General features: G+C 36.7%; 15 protein-coding genes. All 15 read right to left on the bottom strand.

Going from position 1 to position 13104, the window contains the following annotated elements; all coding sequences use genetic code 11:
• Positions 1–499: 499 nt before the first annotated feature.
• On the bottom strand, positions 500–655 hold the full coding sequence (locus tag KJS57_RS04315) for a hypothetical protein (protein WP_213653905.1): 156 nt from the start codon (positions 653–655) through the stop codon (positions 500–502).
• A 937-nt stretch (positions 656–1592) separates the two neighbouring features.
• Positions 1593–2084, bottom strand: a complete 492-nt coding sequence (locus tag KJS57_RS04310; protein WP_213653904.1) for a hypothetical protein — start codon at positions 2082–2084, stop codon at positions 1593–1595.
• 378 nt (positions 2085–2462) lie between these two features.
• Entirely contained in the window at positions 2463–3578 is a 1116-nt protein-coding gene (locus KJS57_RS04305) for an Ig-like domain-containing protein (RefSeq protein ID WP_213653903.1), read from the bottom strand.
• Positions 3562–3807 (bottom strand): hypothetical protein, encoded by a 246-nt coding sequence (locus KJS57_RS04300; protein ID WP_213653902.1) that lies wholly within the window; start codon positions 3805–3807, stop codon positions 3562–3564. Before KJS57_RS04300 ends, KJS57_RS04305 begins: the two co-directional genes overlap by 17 nt.
• 50 nt (positions 3808–3857) lie before the next feature.
• On the bottom strand, positions 3858–4202 hold the full coding sequence (locus tag KJS57_RS04295; RefSeq protein WP_213653901.1) for a hypothetical protein: 345 nt from the start codon (positions 4200–4202) through the stop codon (positions 3858–3860).
• Positions 4203–4328: 126 nt separating this feature from the next.
• The gene (locus KJS57_RS04290; RefSeq protein ID WP_213653900.1) at positions 4329–4883 is read right to left on the bottom strand and encodes a hypothetical protein; all 555 of its coding nucleotides are present in this window, start codon (positions 4881–4883) and stop codon (positions 4329–4331) included.
• Positions 4884–5881: 998 nt separating this feature from the next.
• Positions 5882–7192 (bottom strand): phage portal protein, encoded by a 1311-nt coding sequence (locus KJS57_RS04285; RefSeq protein WP_213653899.1) that lies wholly within the window; start codon positions 7190–7192, stop codon positions 5882–5884.
• Positions 7193–7205: 13 nt separating this feature from the next.
• Positions 7206–8789 carry a phage terminase large subunit family protein gene (locus KJS57_RS04280; RefSeq protein WP_306434197.1) on the bottom strand — a complete coding sequence of 528 codons (1584 nt, stop codon included), beginning with the start codon at positions 8787–8789 and terminating at the stop codon, positions 7206–7208.
• A 63-nt stretch (positions 8790–8852) separates the two neighbouring features.
• Complete coding sequence (locus KJS57_RS04275; RefSeq protein ID WP_244861391.1) at positions 8853–9266, bottom strand: phage holin family protein; 414 nt, start codon at positions 9264–9266, stop codon at positions 8853–8855.
• Positions 9267–9307: 41 nt separating this feature from the next.
• Complete coding sequence (locus KJS57_RS04270) at positions 9308–9694, bottom strand: hypothetical protein (protein WP_213653897.1); 387 nt, start codon at positions 9692–9694, stop codon at positions 9308–9310.
• 5 nt (positions 9695–9699) lie between these two features.
• Complete coding sequence (locus KJS57_RS04265) at positions 9700–9852, bottom strand: hypothetical protein (RefSeq protein ID WP_213653896.1); 153 nt, start codon at positions 9850–9852, stop codon at positions 9700–9702.
• A gap of 130 nt (positions 9853–9982) precedes the next feature.
• A complete protein-coding gene (locus KJS57_RS04260) occupies positions 9983–11425 on the bottom strand; it encodes a TOTE conflict system archaeo-eukaryotic primase domain-containing protein (protein ID WP_213653895.1) in 1443 nt (480 codons plus the stop codon).
• 36 nt (positions 11426–11461) lie between these two features.
• The gene (locus KJS57_RS04255; RefSeq protein WP_213653894.1) at positions 11462–11653 is read right to left on the bottom strand and encodes a hypothetical protein; all 192 of its coding nucleotides are present in this window, start codon (positions 11651–11653) and stop codon (positions 11462–11464) included.
• Between the two features lie 72 nt (positions 11654–11725).
• A complete protein-coding gene (locus KJS57_RS04250; protein WP_213653893.1) occupies positions 11726–12037 on the bottom strand; it encodes a hypothetical protein in 312 nt (103 codons plus the stop codon).
• A gap of 73 nt (positions 12038–12110) precedes the next feature.
• Positions 12111–12941, bottom strand: coding sequence for a hypothetical protein (locus KJS57_RS04245; RefSeq protein WP_213653892.1), 831 nt, complete (start codon positions 12939–12941; stop codon positions 12111–12113).
• Between the last annotated feature and the right edge of the window lie 163 nt (positions 12942–13104).

Genomic DNA, 13104 nt, shown 5'->3' with positions numbered 1-13104 from the left:
CTAACGTTCGAGTAGAGCATAATTAAGAAATAGGATGGGTTTAAGTACGCATAGACGATGCTCAAGGGTGTGCGGTCCTTCCAGTCCCTCATAACCGTACAGACATTGATAAATCCGTGAGCATTTGTGAGCAATTTTTGTATGCATGCATTTTGCGCATGAAATATTAGGAAATAATAGGGTGAAATGGTGCAATCAGTGAGAGGATGGATAATTTCAATGTGGAGGTGGATGGTGATGGCAAAGCTTTGTTGGGTATTACATGATGGAAGGTGACAAAAGGGGATCTATCGATCCCAATAAAACAGATTTGCCTGATCGCTGTTAATTGGCCCTTACTGAAATCAGCACCGGAAAGAAGTTTGAATTTATGAAAGTCGGCTCTTAAAGAGTCGGCCTGTTGGAGCCCAAATGATTGTCCGTACTGTCAATAAAGGTGAATTGGCAACTCCAGAAGTGATTGAGGCTGTTCCGGAAGTTGCCGGGGTATACCTGTGTATCAATCTTCTTTGTCTTCACCTGTCAAAAACGCATAGACCTCTTCGATAAATTGTGTAACTTGCTCAGGACTAACCCAACCATCCGTGGATTCGATATTTTGTTTAGCTAATTCAATTGCCGCTTTTGCAGCATATTCGTTATTAGTTTTCATCATATATATTCACCTCCCTCCCACTTCTATTATTCGACAGAGAGAGCAAAAGTCCTATTAGAAATACTGTGGACTGTTTCTCACCACATTTTTGTGGTCAGTCGAACGATCAACTGATCTGGTGGCGTCTTAATTCTCACTCTCCAAAATTGGAGGATGACTATGCGCAGTTTTTCTTTATATACTTAAAAATGTTGGTGTTCGTTACCCTTGGAATCGTGAATTTCATGGTTCGCTTAATGTTCACAACAAAGAGGACCCCATAAACCTTGGGAGTCCTTGATAATGATCACTATTCCTCTACTTCCAATACACCCCCGCTTCAGCATCTCTTTCACTTTGCGATTTAAAATGATCGGTTGGTCTAACACATAGGTTAGGGAGATCAACCCAAATCGCGGACGCTGGCAAGCTTAATTCATCTCTGAAGTAAAATGACACAGCTTCCAGGAGCGTCCTCTTATTCTCAGATGATAGGCCAAGCCCGTTAGTGTGCCTAATGTGAAGTTCATACCTTCCGTCATCGTTAGCAGCCGCAACGATGTATTTACCTTCCGGGGTAACATTCAAACGGATTATGCGCGGACACTTCATATGTGTGAAAGTCAACTTTGTCCATTACGTATACACCCCAGCGGCAGATGCGGAGATATCTTCTTCTAGGGCTCTCGAAATGCGATCCATTATTTTATATCAGACTCTTTCCTTACATGCGTATCACCAATTGAAACCGTAGGGGTTGGAGTCACGAAGTTTTGAATAGTTCATCTCTGCCAGTTCCCTCATAGTCTTTAGATCCTCCTGGCCTATATCGACAGTATCATAATTTTCCCGCCGCTGTTTACTTTGTCGATCGTCCCACCATCAACAAAAGGATTACTGTTCACAATGTTATTTTGCTTGGACGCATCATTCTACGCTTTTGCAGCTTTAACAGGGGCTATCTCAGCATTTCTGGCGGCAGTGGATGCCTTGATTCCGTTATTATAGCTTGTAGCGCCTTTTTTCTGCCGGCGATCAGTTCATTAATCTTGTTTGTATACTGAGTTAATTCATTGTTCCTGGGTTGTTTTGCCGCTTCATTTTCAAGCTGAGCATTTGTACCAAACGTCATTTGATCAATTAGATCAATGCTAACACCCGGGAATTTATTCAGAGTGTTTATAAACCCATTGATAATGTCGATCCCACCATTGACCATGTTTTGCAGAATCGTCAGAACCCCAGCTTTCATGTCACCGAAGAAATTTTGAATATTTGTACTAACGGTCTTGAAGGCCGCTTGTAGTTTATTAAAGAGCTCGATGACCCAATACACTCCGGTCATAAATCCAATTTTAACCCAGTCCCAAGTGGCTAATAGCGCATTACAGACAATCATCCACGCGATCTTCAAGCCACCTACAGACTGGACCCATTTATAAATAGCCATTACTACTAGTCCAATGACCAACAATCCAGGTAGAACGTTTGGCTTGTGCCGATCTATGGCAAGGTGGCGAGCACTTCTTTATGTTCAATTCCTGGAACGGCAAACCGCTTGCGGAAAGTCTTATTTTTGCGTCAAGATAACTGTAAGTAAAAAAACAAAGAACCCTTACGCTGTAAGGGTTCTTAAGTATGATCTGTAGTGGGCTCGAACCACTGACCCCCACCCTGTCAATTAAACTGAAAGCCAGATATGGCAAGGGGTTAGTATTCATCCACATTATTAATCAGTAACCACTATTCAATTGTTTCATTAATTTTTATTATAAGATGGTCATTCAAAAATGTAAAGTGGTCGCTAAAAATTCCTATGATTAGTGGTCTATATTGCACTCTTAACCTGAATCCGTTGCCAAGCAAATACTGTCGGATCACTAACCAATGTTGCTTTTAATTGTACATAGCCCAAATTAACTCCGCTTACAACGCATGATGTTCCCGTTTGGCTTGTAATGGTTGCTAATGCCGTTGTTGATGTCTGATCGTCTGCTGTAATTTTCCATGTAACGGGCTGATCACTTACAATATCTATACCTTGTTTAACAATCGCTTCATACGTTTTTGTTCGTCCTTTTGTGACTTCTCCCGGTTTACTGCTGCTGGTTATCTCAAGCGTGTATGATACAGGCACATCCTTAACCATTAAAGTAATGGTGTCTTTAATCTGCTCTAATTGTGCATGATAGACTGTAATCGTCACATTACCAGTTGTAAGCCCTGTTACAAGCCCATTAACATCAACCGTAGCAACTGATTCATCTGACGATTCAAATCGAACAGGTGCGTTATTTGTGCTTGTCCAGGTCAATTGATATGTGCTGTCTATGGTCACATCAAAGTTACTGTTTGTGATATTAACCGAAATACCTAAACCGCCAGCAATACCATTAATTAAATCATCTGTCGGCAGAATCGAATCCTTAACACAGGTTAATGCAACCATTCCGGGCTTACTAAAATCATCTACTCCCGTACATTTCCATGCTCCACCATTAAGCAGGAACCTAGCACCGATTTTAAGGTCAGAATCTATTGAGTAATTACTACAATTTACAGTTATCTCGCCATCTGCTAGTGTAAGTACCTTCCCAGAGGTTATACCCAAATCGCTTGTATTAATATAACAATCCAGAGTGTAAAAACGACTCTCTGAATTAACTATGATTGTATGAGGAAGGAATCTTATAATTCCCTTGTACTTGGTATAACGTTTTTCGGTGACTTCTGATATAACTATGTATTTTTTACCGTTAAATAAAACAATATCACCACGGCTAAATGGTGATAGGCTTGTAATACGGCGATCATCGTATATTTGCTCCAGATTGGTGTTTGTGATCAAGGCTTTAACTGGATTATCATTTATTAAAACATCGTTGCCCATTTGATCAAGTAGGAAAGAAAAATCCTCAGTAGTACTTTCAAATAGATTTATCATTTACACATTCCTTTCTATATGCCAATTGTTCAGCAGCGGTAGTACCTAAAACACCGGCAGATACGAGTTTTTGGAGTTGAGGGATAAGGGAATTGAGTTTAACTAGGCGCTTAGTATTGGTTTGTGATTCACCTATGTATTCTGCAATGTCTCCTAAAGTTTTCAGTGGACCATTTTGGTCTTCTGATTTTCTATCTCCGCCATTCTTAATTGCCCAGTACTCCTTCAAGAACCCAGCAATCCTACCCTTTCTAATTGGATCGCTCTCGGCTTCTCCTCTTAGCGATTGAACAACATAAACGTATTAGAACCAGTTTCTGATTCGTTTATCGCCATGCTTCTAAGTTTACGTTCAAGTTGGTCTATGCGCTGAGAAAGGGATTCTGAGAAATCCGAAACAGAAATATCATCTTCTTTATAATTTTTCATTAGCGAGATATTATTTGCCACACTATTCAAAATAGAAAGAGCAGCGGCATATATTTTTCGTTTGGATGTACTGGATGAAGCATCATATTCAGCGTCTGGATTAGTAATACCTTCCTCGGCTAAGTAGACAGATAACTCTTCCGGTGATAGGGTAATTCCTTTTGTTTCTAATTTTAAACGTTCGAGATTATTCATTTTGATTGCTCCTTTAATTTAGTGGATAACGTTTCGTTATTGAGTTTTGAAGTCAATCGCAGAATGCGACTGAGTTTTAGGGAAAGAAATAACCGCCCTGATTGGCGGTTAGAATATTAATTAGTATTAGTATTTCAAATTATACTCTTCATGTTTTTTTGTGAAATTGGATAAAATGTTTTCTACACTTTGTGTAAATGAAACATAACTACCTGATGGACTCTTTGCATTATCAATAGCATCGGAATAAAGTTGAAACATCTCAACGAGCAAATTATAGGCATCCTCAAATTTCTTTGGTGGATTATTCAATTCTTTAAGTTTTTTATAAATGGAATTCTTTTCATCAACTAACTCCTCAATGACTGGTTGTTTATATTTAACCCTACTTGAAATCAAATCATTTATATTTTTATAGTTAGTTGACTTTCCTTTGTTATCCTGAATGATAATTCCATTCTTACTTTCATTAAAGTGTTCCCAAAAACCTAAATAATAACTCGATACTTCAGAGGCTTTAATGATGCTAGTTGACATTTGATATACAATTGATTGTGCATTTACTATGTATTGAGATTCTTTCTCTTCTTGATTAAATTGAATTAAAAAAACAGATAATACAATTACGATTAAAACTGTAATAATCGCAAGAGATAAAATAATCACTTTTTTCTTCCTCATTCCCACATTCCCCCAAACCTAATATTTTCCATAATCATATCATTATCGACAAATTAGGTCTATGGAATTAGAGAAATAATAGGATAGTGGTCTAGGAGGACTATTCTTGCATATTAGCGACTTACTTTTGAAACAGAGTATAGCATTGTGAAAAATTCTATGAGTATAAAAAATCTCCGTGCGCCTGCAGGGATAAACCAAAGTGCTGCTGTTATTAGCATCAAGATTATAAAGATGATCAATACTGCTGCTGGGGTCACTTTTCCATCTTTCATTTTAATTAAATATCATTGAAGCAATAATGAATAAAATGATTCCCACAATCCATAAAAAAATCTTCTCACCTTTGGATGGTTTTATTTCCAATGTTATCTCCCCTTATATTGAATTATTACTTTCATCTAAACCATTCGATATAAGGGGATATTTTCCTTTTTCTATTTTTTATTTTCCCATTTTTTAAAACTAAATTCATGGGTAATTGAGTATGCTACAGCCCCTCATTTTCGAGTTGAGGTAGTGGATATATTTATAAAATCGCCTATATATTATAAAGTTTTACATCAATCATTCACCGTCATATACCCGTTCAATCCCCCGAATCCCTGCCTTCTACCCATCAGATCATACAAATAGTACAAATTAGAAGCCAAATCTGCCGAATTACCATAAATTGATTGAAAAATAGACCACTATCTACTCTCTATAATGGTCTATATGGTATACAATGTATCTTATATAGCAGATAGGCCTAGGAATCGGGGAATTGGACGGAAGAGGATAGAAAGACCGGAAATCGCTAAAAAATCGAATGAAAAGTAAAAAATTCGGTTGCTTATTATACATATAATATAAATGTATTAGTACCTGATACTAAATTATATAATAACAGGCGTGAAACTTTTGACTATATACCCCCATTAGTATACTATATTCCATCAACGTTTTTGCTTAATCTGTCCATCCCTAAACTATCCAATATCATTTATTTAAACTGTTTAAATATATTGACTCTCAACATGAACCTTTGTTCCTTCTTCACCTAATCTAACCATCTCACTATTCACATCAGTTATATACGGTGCTTGTTCATGGATACTCTGAATACTAATAGCACCCATTTCTCTCAACTTGGACAGGTTATCGATAATATCCTTCTCACTTTGTGGCATAGCATACTGGAACGCCACATCTAGTGTATCCCATTCCTGATCAGTGAACCGTTTACCCTGCATCTCTAACAATCGTCTAAACTTCTCATGTCTTTGTTTCATTCCTTCACGTATAAACTTCTCGGTCATCATTGCTTTCAGGTTCGATAGACTAAAGAGTAGTTTGATTGAAACCTCTGACAAATTGCTAATGTCAACTTTCCCAATGACAACGCCAGGCGTGCTACTCACATCCAACAAACTGGTCATCAAATGTTTATACAACGTTTCAAAGGCAGCATGATCAAACTTGTTCTGTATAAACTCAAACGTTGAATCACTATCTAATACCAAGCCACCGCCAACAATTTCAGTCGGTAATCCATCGCCCTTTAATTGTTGTCCAGTAACCACTGGAATCCCAGTTATATATTTATAGAAGGCATCCACACTACGGGACAAGAGATCTTCCATCGAATCCAGAATACTCATATAATCATCTAAATCACTTCTACCAAACACATCATCAATAGGATTATCATTCCGATATATTACAGGCAAACCAGTTAGATTATTATATGTTCCCCTATGATGCAGATCACCGCCAGCATTACTGTATTTCTCAACTCGGTCAGGATAATACACATTATAAACACTAACATTATTTGCCGTTGTGTAACTCTCGACGAAAGCAATGTATTCATTTTCTGAATCAATCACCGGAAAACTATCTGCTGCATCAATTAGTTTGCTGGTAATCTTGCCATCCTTAATATATGTGTACTCATAACTGTTTCCGAAGCGATTTACATTATGTACAATGTCAAAATTGATCTTATCATAGCCGTTCTTATAAATCGCTGATACAGCATTTACAACCTTCTCATTGCCAGTTAGAGTAACCTTATTACCGATCAGATACGCCGTCCCAAACTCAAGCAACCGTTTAGCATAGGAGAGAACAATCTTTCTTGGGATAAATGGCTTATTATTAAACATCTCTGGCGGTCGCTTGTTTATGGCATGTTTACCTGCTAAATACTCTTTGACATCCAGCACTTTATTCACTCGCTGTTGGTTCACTGTATCATTGACAAATTCAACAAACCAATCATTGTTATATCCGTAATCGCTTATAAAATCATTAATAGTTCCCATTTATACAACTCCTTTATACATACCATTTATTATTCTTTCTTGCTTGAACTGATAAAGCCGCCGCAATTACCATGTCATCATGGTTTTTATCTCCACGCTTATTTCCCATTTTGCCGTTTACCTCAATAAAAAGAATCATTTGCTGAAGGGTTTCCCTGTCGTTAATCAGGATTAAACCCTTCTCAAATGATTCTTTGTAATCGCTTATTAGAATTGCCTTACTTGTTTCAGTTGTAAGCCATCCTAAAGCAAGTTTCCTATTACCTTTTTTGTCAAAGGTTTTATGTTTATAAAGGTTTTGATACCCGTGATCATTTCTAAGTCGTTCAATTACAGGAAGTCCGAAACTGTTCTTCTCCACGGCTAAATAAGCATAATTGAACCATCTGCATATGGTATTCAATACTTCTGCCATCTCATAAACACTTACTTTATTATGATTAAACGCTAATACTTGGACACCATCGGCATCCATTAGCGATAAAGTAGATGAATCTCCACCTGAACCGCTTGAAATATCACTTCCACCGTAGTATCTCACACCACGTTTAGGTAAATGGTAGACACTCAAACCTTTACCTATATATTTCATCAGACTTTCAGGCAATTCACCTTTGAGTTCGTCCCTTGTTAATGGTTCAGGGATATTTTCCAAACGTTCTAAAATCTTGGCTTGGGAAAAAACATTCTGTCCACTGGTTTTAAATGCTTCTTCTGGATATGATGGAAATTCGGTCTGAAAGTCCGTTAAACTCATGCTGGACAGTTTCCACTGCCGCCACATTAACATGCGCAAATTTGCACCCATGTCATAAATCCGCTGTTCTTCTTTGGTTAAATCGTCTTTACTTAGCCGTTTCCCTTTGTTTTGGCTTCTGTACCATTCTTCTGCTATATCGTGTTCAAATTTAAATTGTTCTTTATATGCATCACTTGTCCAACCATAGAAGAACGCTTTGTAGTTCGTTTTACCTTTCCACGACCTCATGAAAAGGTCATAGTAATAGTTGCCGGTTCCGTTGGCAGTTGTTTCTATCACGAGTTTACTGGTTGGATTCTTGGCTAGTGACTGCTCAACACTGGTCAATACCTTTGATTGATCTCCACCATAAAAAGCAAACTCTGACAACAATACAAACTGATATGTATTTCCTCGTCCAATTTGTTTACCATCTGATGCCGCTATCTGAACCCGTGAGTTATTTGAAAGTAACAGTTCCCCCCGATTATCCCGAACCGTATCAGGGAATTTATATTTCTCCCTTGGAAGGTTATCATTCATGAACTTTAACCGTTCAAATAGTGCGGTGACTGATTCCCCAGATAATGAAACGATCATGTAACTGGTATTGGGGTATTTGACAGCATTAAAAAGGGCGAGTCCGAGCGACATTGTCGAAAAACCAATTTGTCGACTTTTGGCGATTATATTAAACTTGCTCATCTGGTCAATAAAGTCTGATTGTTCCTTATTCAAAATAAATGGGATTGTATTACCTTCATTGTCAACGATCTTCACAAAGTTACGTGAAAACAGTTTAAAATCATCCATTACAATATCAAATTTGCTTTTCTTCTTTGTTGTTGCTGTACTCAACTTAATCTCCTTTCTGAACAACAAAAAGACACTTCCCCCGGTTGAAGAAGTGCCTTGCATGTTCTATGTATTTTCCTGTTTCTCTTTATTGTTTAGTACCAGAATTATATCTTTAACCTTCTTAGGTAGGGGAATGCCAAGTTTACCGCCATTCTCGGTTAAACTAACAAATTCAATTACGCAAAAAGCACCAGAAACGCCATCTGTAATAATGCCTTTGCTTTGTAATATTCCAACCTCAATTAAGTACACGCCGCCAATCAATAATATTATGTATAGTTTCTTTAATAATCCCTTTGTTCCGATTCGACTATTGATATTCTTCTGATAAATCCCAACCATAAAACCAGTTATAAAGTCCAGCGCCATCAATCCAAGCAACACAGTAAATACTAATCCAAAACCGCCGATCATCCATGACACTAATCCAGCCACAACGCCAGCGATTGATTTTATGAATATATCTATTCGTTCCAACTCATCACCCCCTTACAGGAAGGAGCAAAATGCTCCATCCTCTAAATATCTAAATCATCCTCTTCATCATCAATATGATTGAAAAACTTCTCCGCTTCTTTGTTATGTAGATTGATTTCCTTCATCAACTTCAACATCATATCAATGTCTTTAGGGTTAGGGTCTTTATCAATTTTTGCCTTCAATGCTTCATATATTTGAATCAGGTCATTGGCTTGTTTGGCAGCCAACACACAAGAAACAACGTGTTTATATTCCGGTGTGCGCTCCCATCGTTTGAAAGTTGCCATGCTTTTCAGGTCGCACATATGTAAAAATTGTTCCTCTGTTAGCGGTCGTTCTTTATCCATCCACCACAGATTAAATTTGTATTTAATATATAATTGCTTGCGATTTGATAATCCTTTCAGCACTTCATTTAATGTCATAGTCTTTACCCTCCAATACAAAGATGATATATCGCCTTAACCAGATCACGAACAGCCACATATACAGTAGCAAGCATGTACCCGGTCAATATATAAAGGCAAGCAATCACAAGAGCATAGAATCCTTCAGTCATTAGTTTTTTCATTTTAATTTTCATTGTAGAATTATCTCCTTTTATAAAAGTTGTACGAAATTACCTATAATACATTATTTATATATATTTAGGGAGTTTAGGAATCTTTAAAAGTCCCTAGAACTAAAGGTATTAGAACTATATCGGGAAAATATTAACCAATCAGACTTTCAAATTGTCGTCTTGGAAGCATCTTCTTTAATTCCTTATCTGTAAAATAGAACTTCAAACACATTTCAATATCATTCTGTTTCTGAGTCATATATATTTTGGATTCATTCTTACTTAGAGAATTTTGCACTAAGTTCAAACGGTACAAATTTGGCAACTTTTTCTGCAATCCCTTACCTTTCTGAATCCGGTTCCGGTCTCTAATTTCTAGGACATTCAATTCATTTAATTTATTAACTTGTGTTCTAACTGTCTTTTCTACAATTCCTGTTGCGGCTTCAATATCCTTAAATGGAAAATAAAAAACGCCTTGCACGTTTGCATGACGTTTTGAGTGTATCAGCATGGCATATGTAATCAATTTCTGATTCTTCTCTGGGCAATTTTCCATAATCCACTTGATTTCTTCTAGCGTTACAGTTAAATCTTTATTGCCAGCACTCAAATTATAATTCTTGCTGAACATGTTATTGATCATGGCATCAATTTCTTTGTAACATTGTTTAAGTGGGGTAGAGTACAATTCTGGATTCTGTCGCTCCATCCAGTTATTCAATTCCAGTTTGCATTGCTCTAGGTCTAAACCTTGATATTTCAGATACAAACCAATCAAAAACAGTGAATTGTTTCGGCTGCCTTTAAACTTTAATCCGTTTTGCAATAGGTCAATCGCCCGATCAATTGAATAATCCTCTGACTGGTCATAGTTCTTTAATGGTTTATGTGGGCTTATAGCATCCTCGGTCTTAACCATCTCAGCCGTTTCAATATCGTCTACATCCTCGGCTTGAATGATGTTTAGGATTGTTTCTGATTTCATCTTTTGAACCGTAAATAAATATTCTTCACTTTGTGCCTCGCCCATTACCTTTAATCCATCTTCAACGTTACAAAATCCGCAATAGTTATCTGTCTTCTGATGTGTTCCAAGTGGTAATTTAACGCCTAATTTGTCGGTAACTCTAAACTCAACTTTGTTTCCTGTATCAGAGAAGTGGAGTACACCGGATCTCTTTACAATGTAATCAAAAAATTGCTGTGCATGGTCTATCAGGATTAAATCTTCAAAGAATAAATCAATATGATAACCCTTGTTGCCGCTGAAACTTACGTAATATGTATGAATCCCTAGATCATCCAGGGTCTTAGTGATTTTATATGTAATCCATTTCGCCATTTCCAAACCAGAAGGAAAGTCTACATCAAACGTCATAAATTTGCTTTTTAGTTTGCCGCCAAATGTACCAACTGTTAATTCACCATTCAAGTGTTTCTCAAATTGCCAATCTGCTAATGACTTAGCACGTTTACCGCTTTTGTTTATTTGTCCTGTCTTATATTGACCGTATCCCTCTTTATATTGAATTAGGTAGTGTCCACGCTGAATTATGTATAAGTCACTTAGTTTTTTAATTACTTCCTTCATTCATTATCCTCCATTGAAAGTTATTCCCTTGTTTAATTATTTGTTTTTGCGTTCGGATAGGAAAGATGTTACCGCCTGATACAATTCATCCGATTTTGTAAACTGCCAAAATTGGTCATGAGTCCGAACATTTAAACCTGTACAATTAAACTCAATTCCTTTGTCATAGCGCAGATGTTTAACTAGTCCCTTGTCGTAAATGTAGAAAAAATTATTATCTCGTTCCATTTAGTCATTTCTCCTTAAATTTTAATAATAAAAGAGACAGCCCGTATTGAACTGTCTCTAGTAAATAAATCACTATGCTTTTCTAAAATAGTCATCATCTCGGTTATCAGCAAAGAACGAATACAAAAGGAATTTAAACTTACCTTCTGGTTTAATTGGTTTCGGCTCTCCGTTTGGATATATAAACAAACTGTCAATATATTGTTCCATCGTGATACCTTCACGTTCGATCTTTTCAAAAACTAACTCTACATATCTTTGATTCATCATTGCCTTCCTCATCCATGCTGAATTAGGATTTCCCAGATAATCCATTTCGGCATCTGATATTCTAATCTGACGCAATTTCTTTTTATTGTAATCATGCAATTCATATCTTCCCATTTAGCAATTACCCTCCTATGATTTTTGTATATACAAAATAGGGTCAAAATGCCCATTGTTGTATATACATTTATTAAACCGCCTTAATCCCTGATGTATATTTGAATTTGTTTTTGTGAGTTAATGCGATACTAAACAAGCCGTTTATATTGTGCTTGCTAAACTCTTTATTTCTGTCCATCTCAAATTTTGATGTTTGGTTAAAGGTATATGTTTGATTAAATTTCTCTGCTGATAAACTTAAAGGAAAATCAAAAAAGCCCTGCATGGCTGCAAGGTCAATTTCAGTTTCTAATATTCCGTTTTCGTTTACCTTGATTGGTGCGTCCAGGTTGTATTGTTGCTTGACTCTGTAAAATTCTGATTTATGTATTCCTGAATCCAACATATGTAATAGTTCATATAGTTCTAACTGTTCCAGCCAGTTTCGATTTATAGCCCGAAAATCATTATGAAAATACCCTAAAAACGTGCTATCTATGGCAAGTAGTATTATTTTACCTTCTCGGCTTAAAGGCAGCGGAATATTATAGAAACTAATGATTTGAAGCAATGTAGAGCCACAATATTTAGTGTAATAGTTATCTCGGCTTATTCCTGTTACAGCATTTACGTTTGCTGAATCAGGGTTTACCTTGTCTGATCTGCTTAGTTTAGTTATGTGATTATCCCATACCTTGCCACGTTCTAACGCCATATCCACGCCTATTAATGGTTTACCTGTGTTATTGGCATTATATAGTGCTGTGAAGTCGTAGAAGTAATTTATCTCATATCCCTTGACATGTTTCAGATACAAGCAGGATAGAAGGGAATCTAAATCATTCGATAAACATAGATCATATTTGCCTTGTTGCTGGTCATTTGTCCATGCTGGAAATTTGCTTTTTAATTGTTTAATCATGTTAGATGCTAAGAATCATCTAACTCCGACTTTGTTACTCCCTTTAGTGTATTTGATTAAAAGATGCTTTAACCGTCTTCCATACCAAAGGGAGCCAGATTCAATCCGTACACTTTGACACCTTCCTTAGTTTAGTCATTGCTTTGAGTAATCATTAATGAAT

The sequence above is a fragment of the Paenibacillus vini genome, from assembly GCF_018403325.1.
GTDB classification, from domain to species: domain Bacteria; phylum Bacillota; class Bacilli; order Paenibacillales; family Paenibacillaceae; genus Fontibacillus; species Fontibacillus vini.
This window is presented reverse-complemented; position numbering and strand designations above follow the sequence as displayed.

Bases quoted from the DNA above. Each gene is read 5' to 3' on its own strand.
- KJS57_RS04245 (WP_213653892.1), bottom strand. From the start codon at position 12,941: ATGATTAAACAATTAAAAAGCAAATTTCCAGCATGGACAAATGACCAG.
- KJS57_RS04310 (WP_213653904.1), bottom strand. From the start codon at position 2,084: ATGGCTATTTATAAATGGGTCCAGTCTGTAGGTGGCTTGAAGATCGCG.
- KJS57_RS04250 (WP_213653893.1), bottom strand. From the start codon at position 12,037: ATGGGAAGATATGAATTGCATGATTACAATAAAAAGAAATTGCGTCAG.
- KJS57_RS04285 (WP_213653899.1), bottom strand. From the start codon at position 7,192: ATGGGAACTATTAATGATTTTATAAGCGATTACGGATATAACAATGAT.
- KJS57_RS04315 (WP_213653905.1), bottom strand. From the start codon at position 655: ATGATGAAAACTAATAACGAATATGCTGCAAAAGCGGCAATTGAATTA.
- KJS57_RS04265 (WP_213653896.1), bottom strand. From the start codon at position 9,852: ATGAAAATTAAAATGAAAAAACTAATGACTGAAGGATTCTATGCTCTT.
- KJS57_RS04295 (WP_213653901.1), bottom strand. From the start codon at position 4,202: ATGAATAATCTCGAACGTTTAAAATTAGAAACAAAAGGAATTACCCTA.
- KJS57_RS04270 (WP_213653897.1), bottom strand. From the start codon at position 9,694: ATGACATTAAATGAAGTGCTGAAAGGATTATCAAATCGCAAGCAATTA.
- KJS57_RS04305 (WP_213653903.1), bottom strand. From the start codon at position 3,578: ATGATAAATCTATTTGAAAGTACTACTGAGGATTTTTCTTTCCTACTT.
- KJS57_RS04260 (WP_213653895.1), bottom strand. From the start codon at position 11,425: ATGAAGGAAGTAATTAAAAAACTAAGTGACTTATACATAATTCAGCGT.
- KJS57_RS04255 (WP_213653894.1), bottom strand. From the start codon at position 11,653: ATGGAACGAGATAATAATTTTTTCTACATTTACGACAAGGGACTAGTT.
- KJS57_RS04290 (WP_213653900.1), bottom strand. From the start codon at position 4,883: ATGAGGAAGAAAAAAGTGATTATTTTATCTCTTGCGATTATTACAGTT.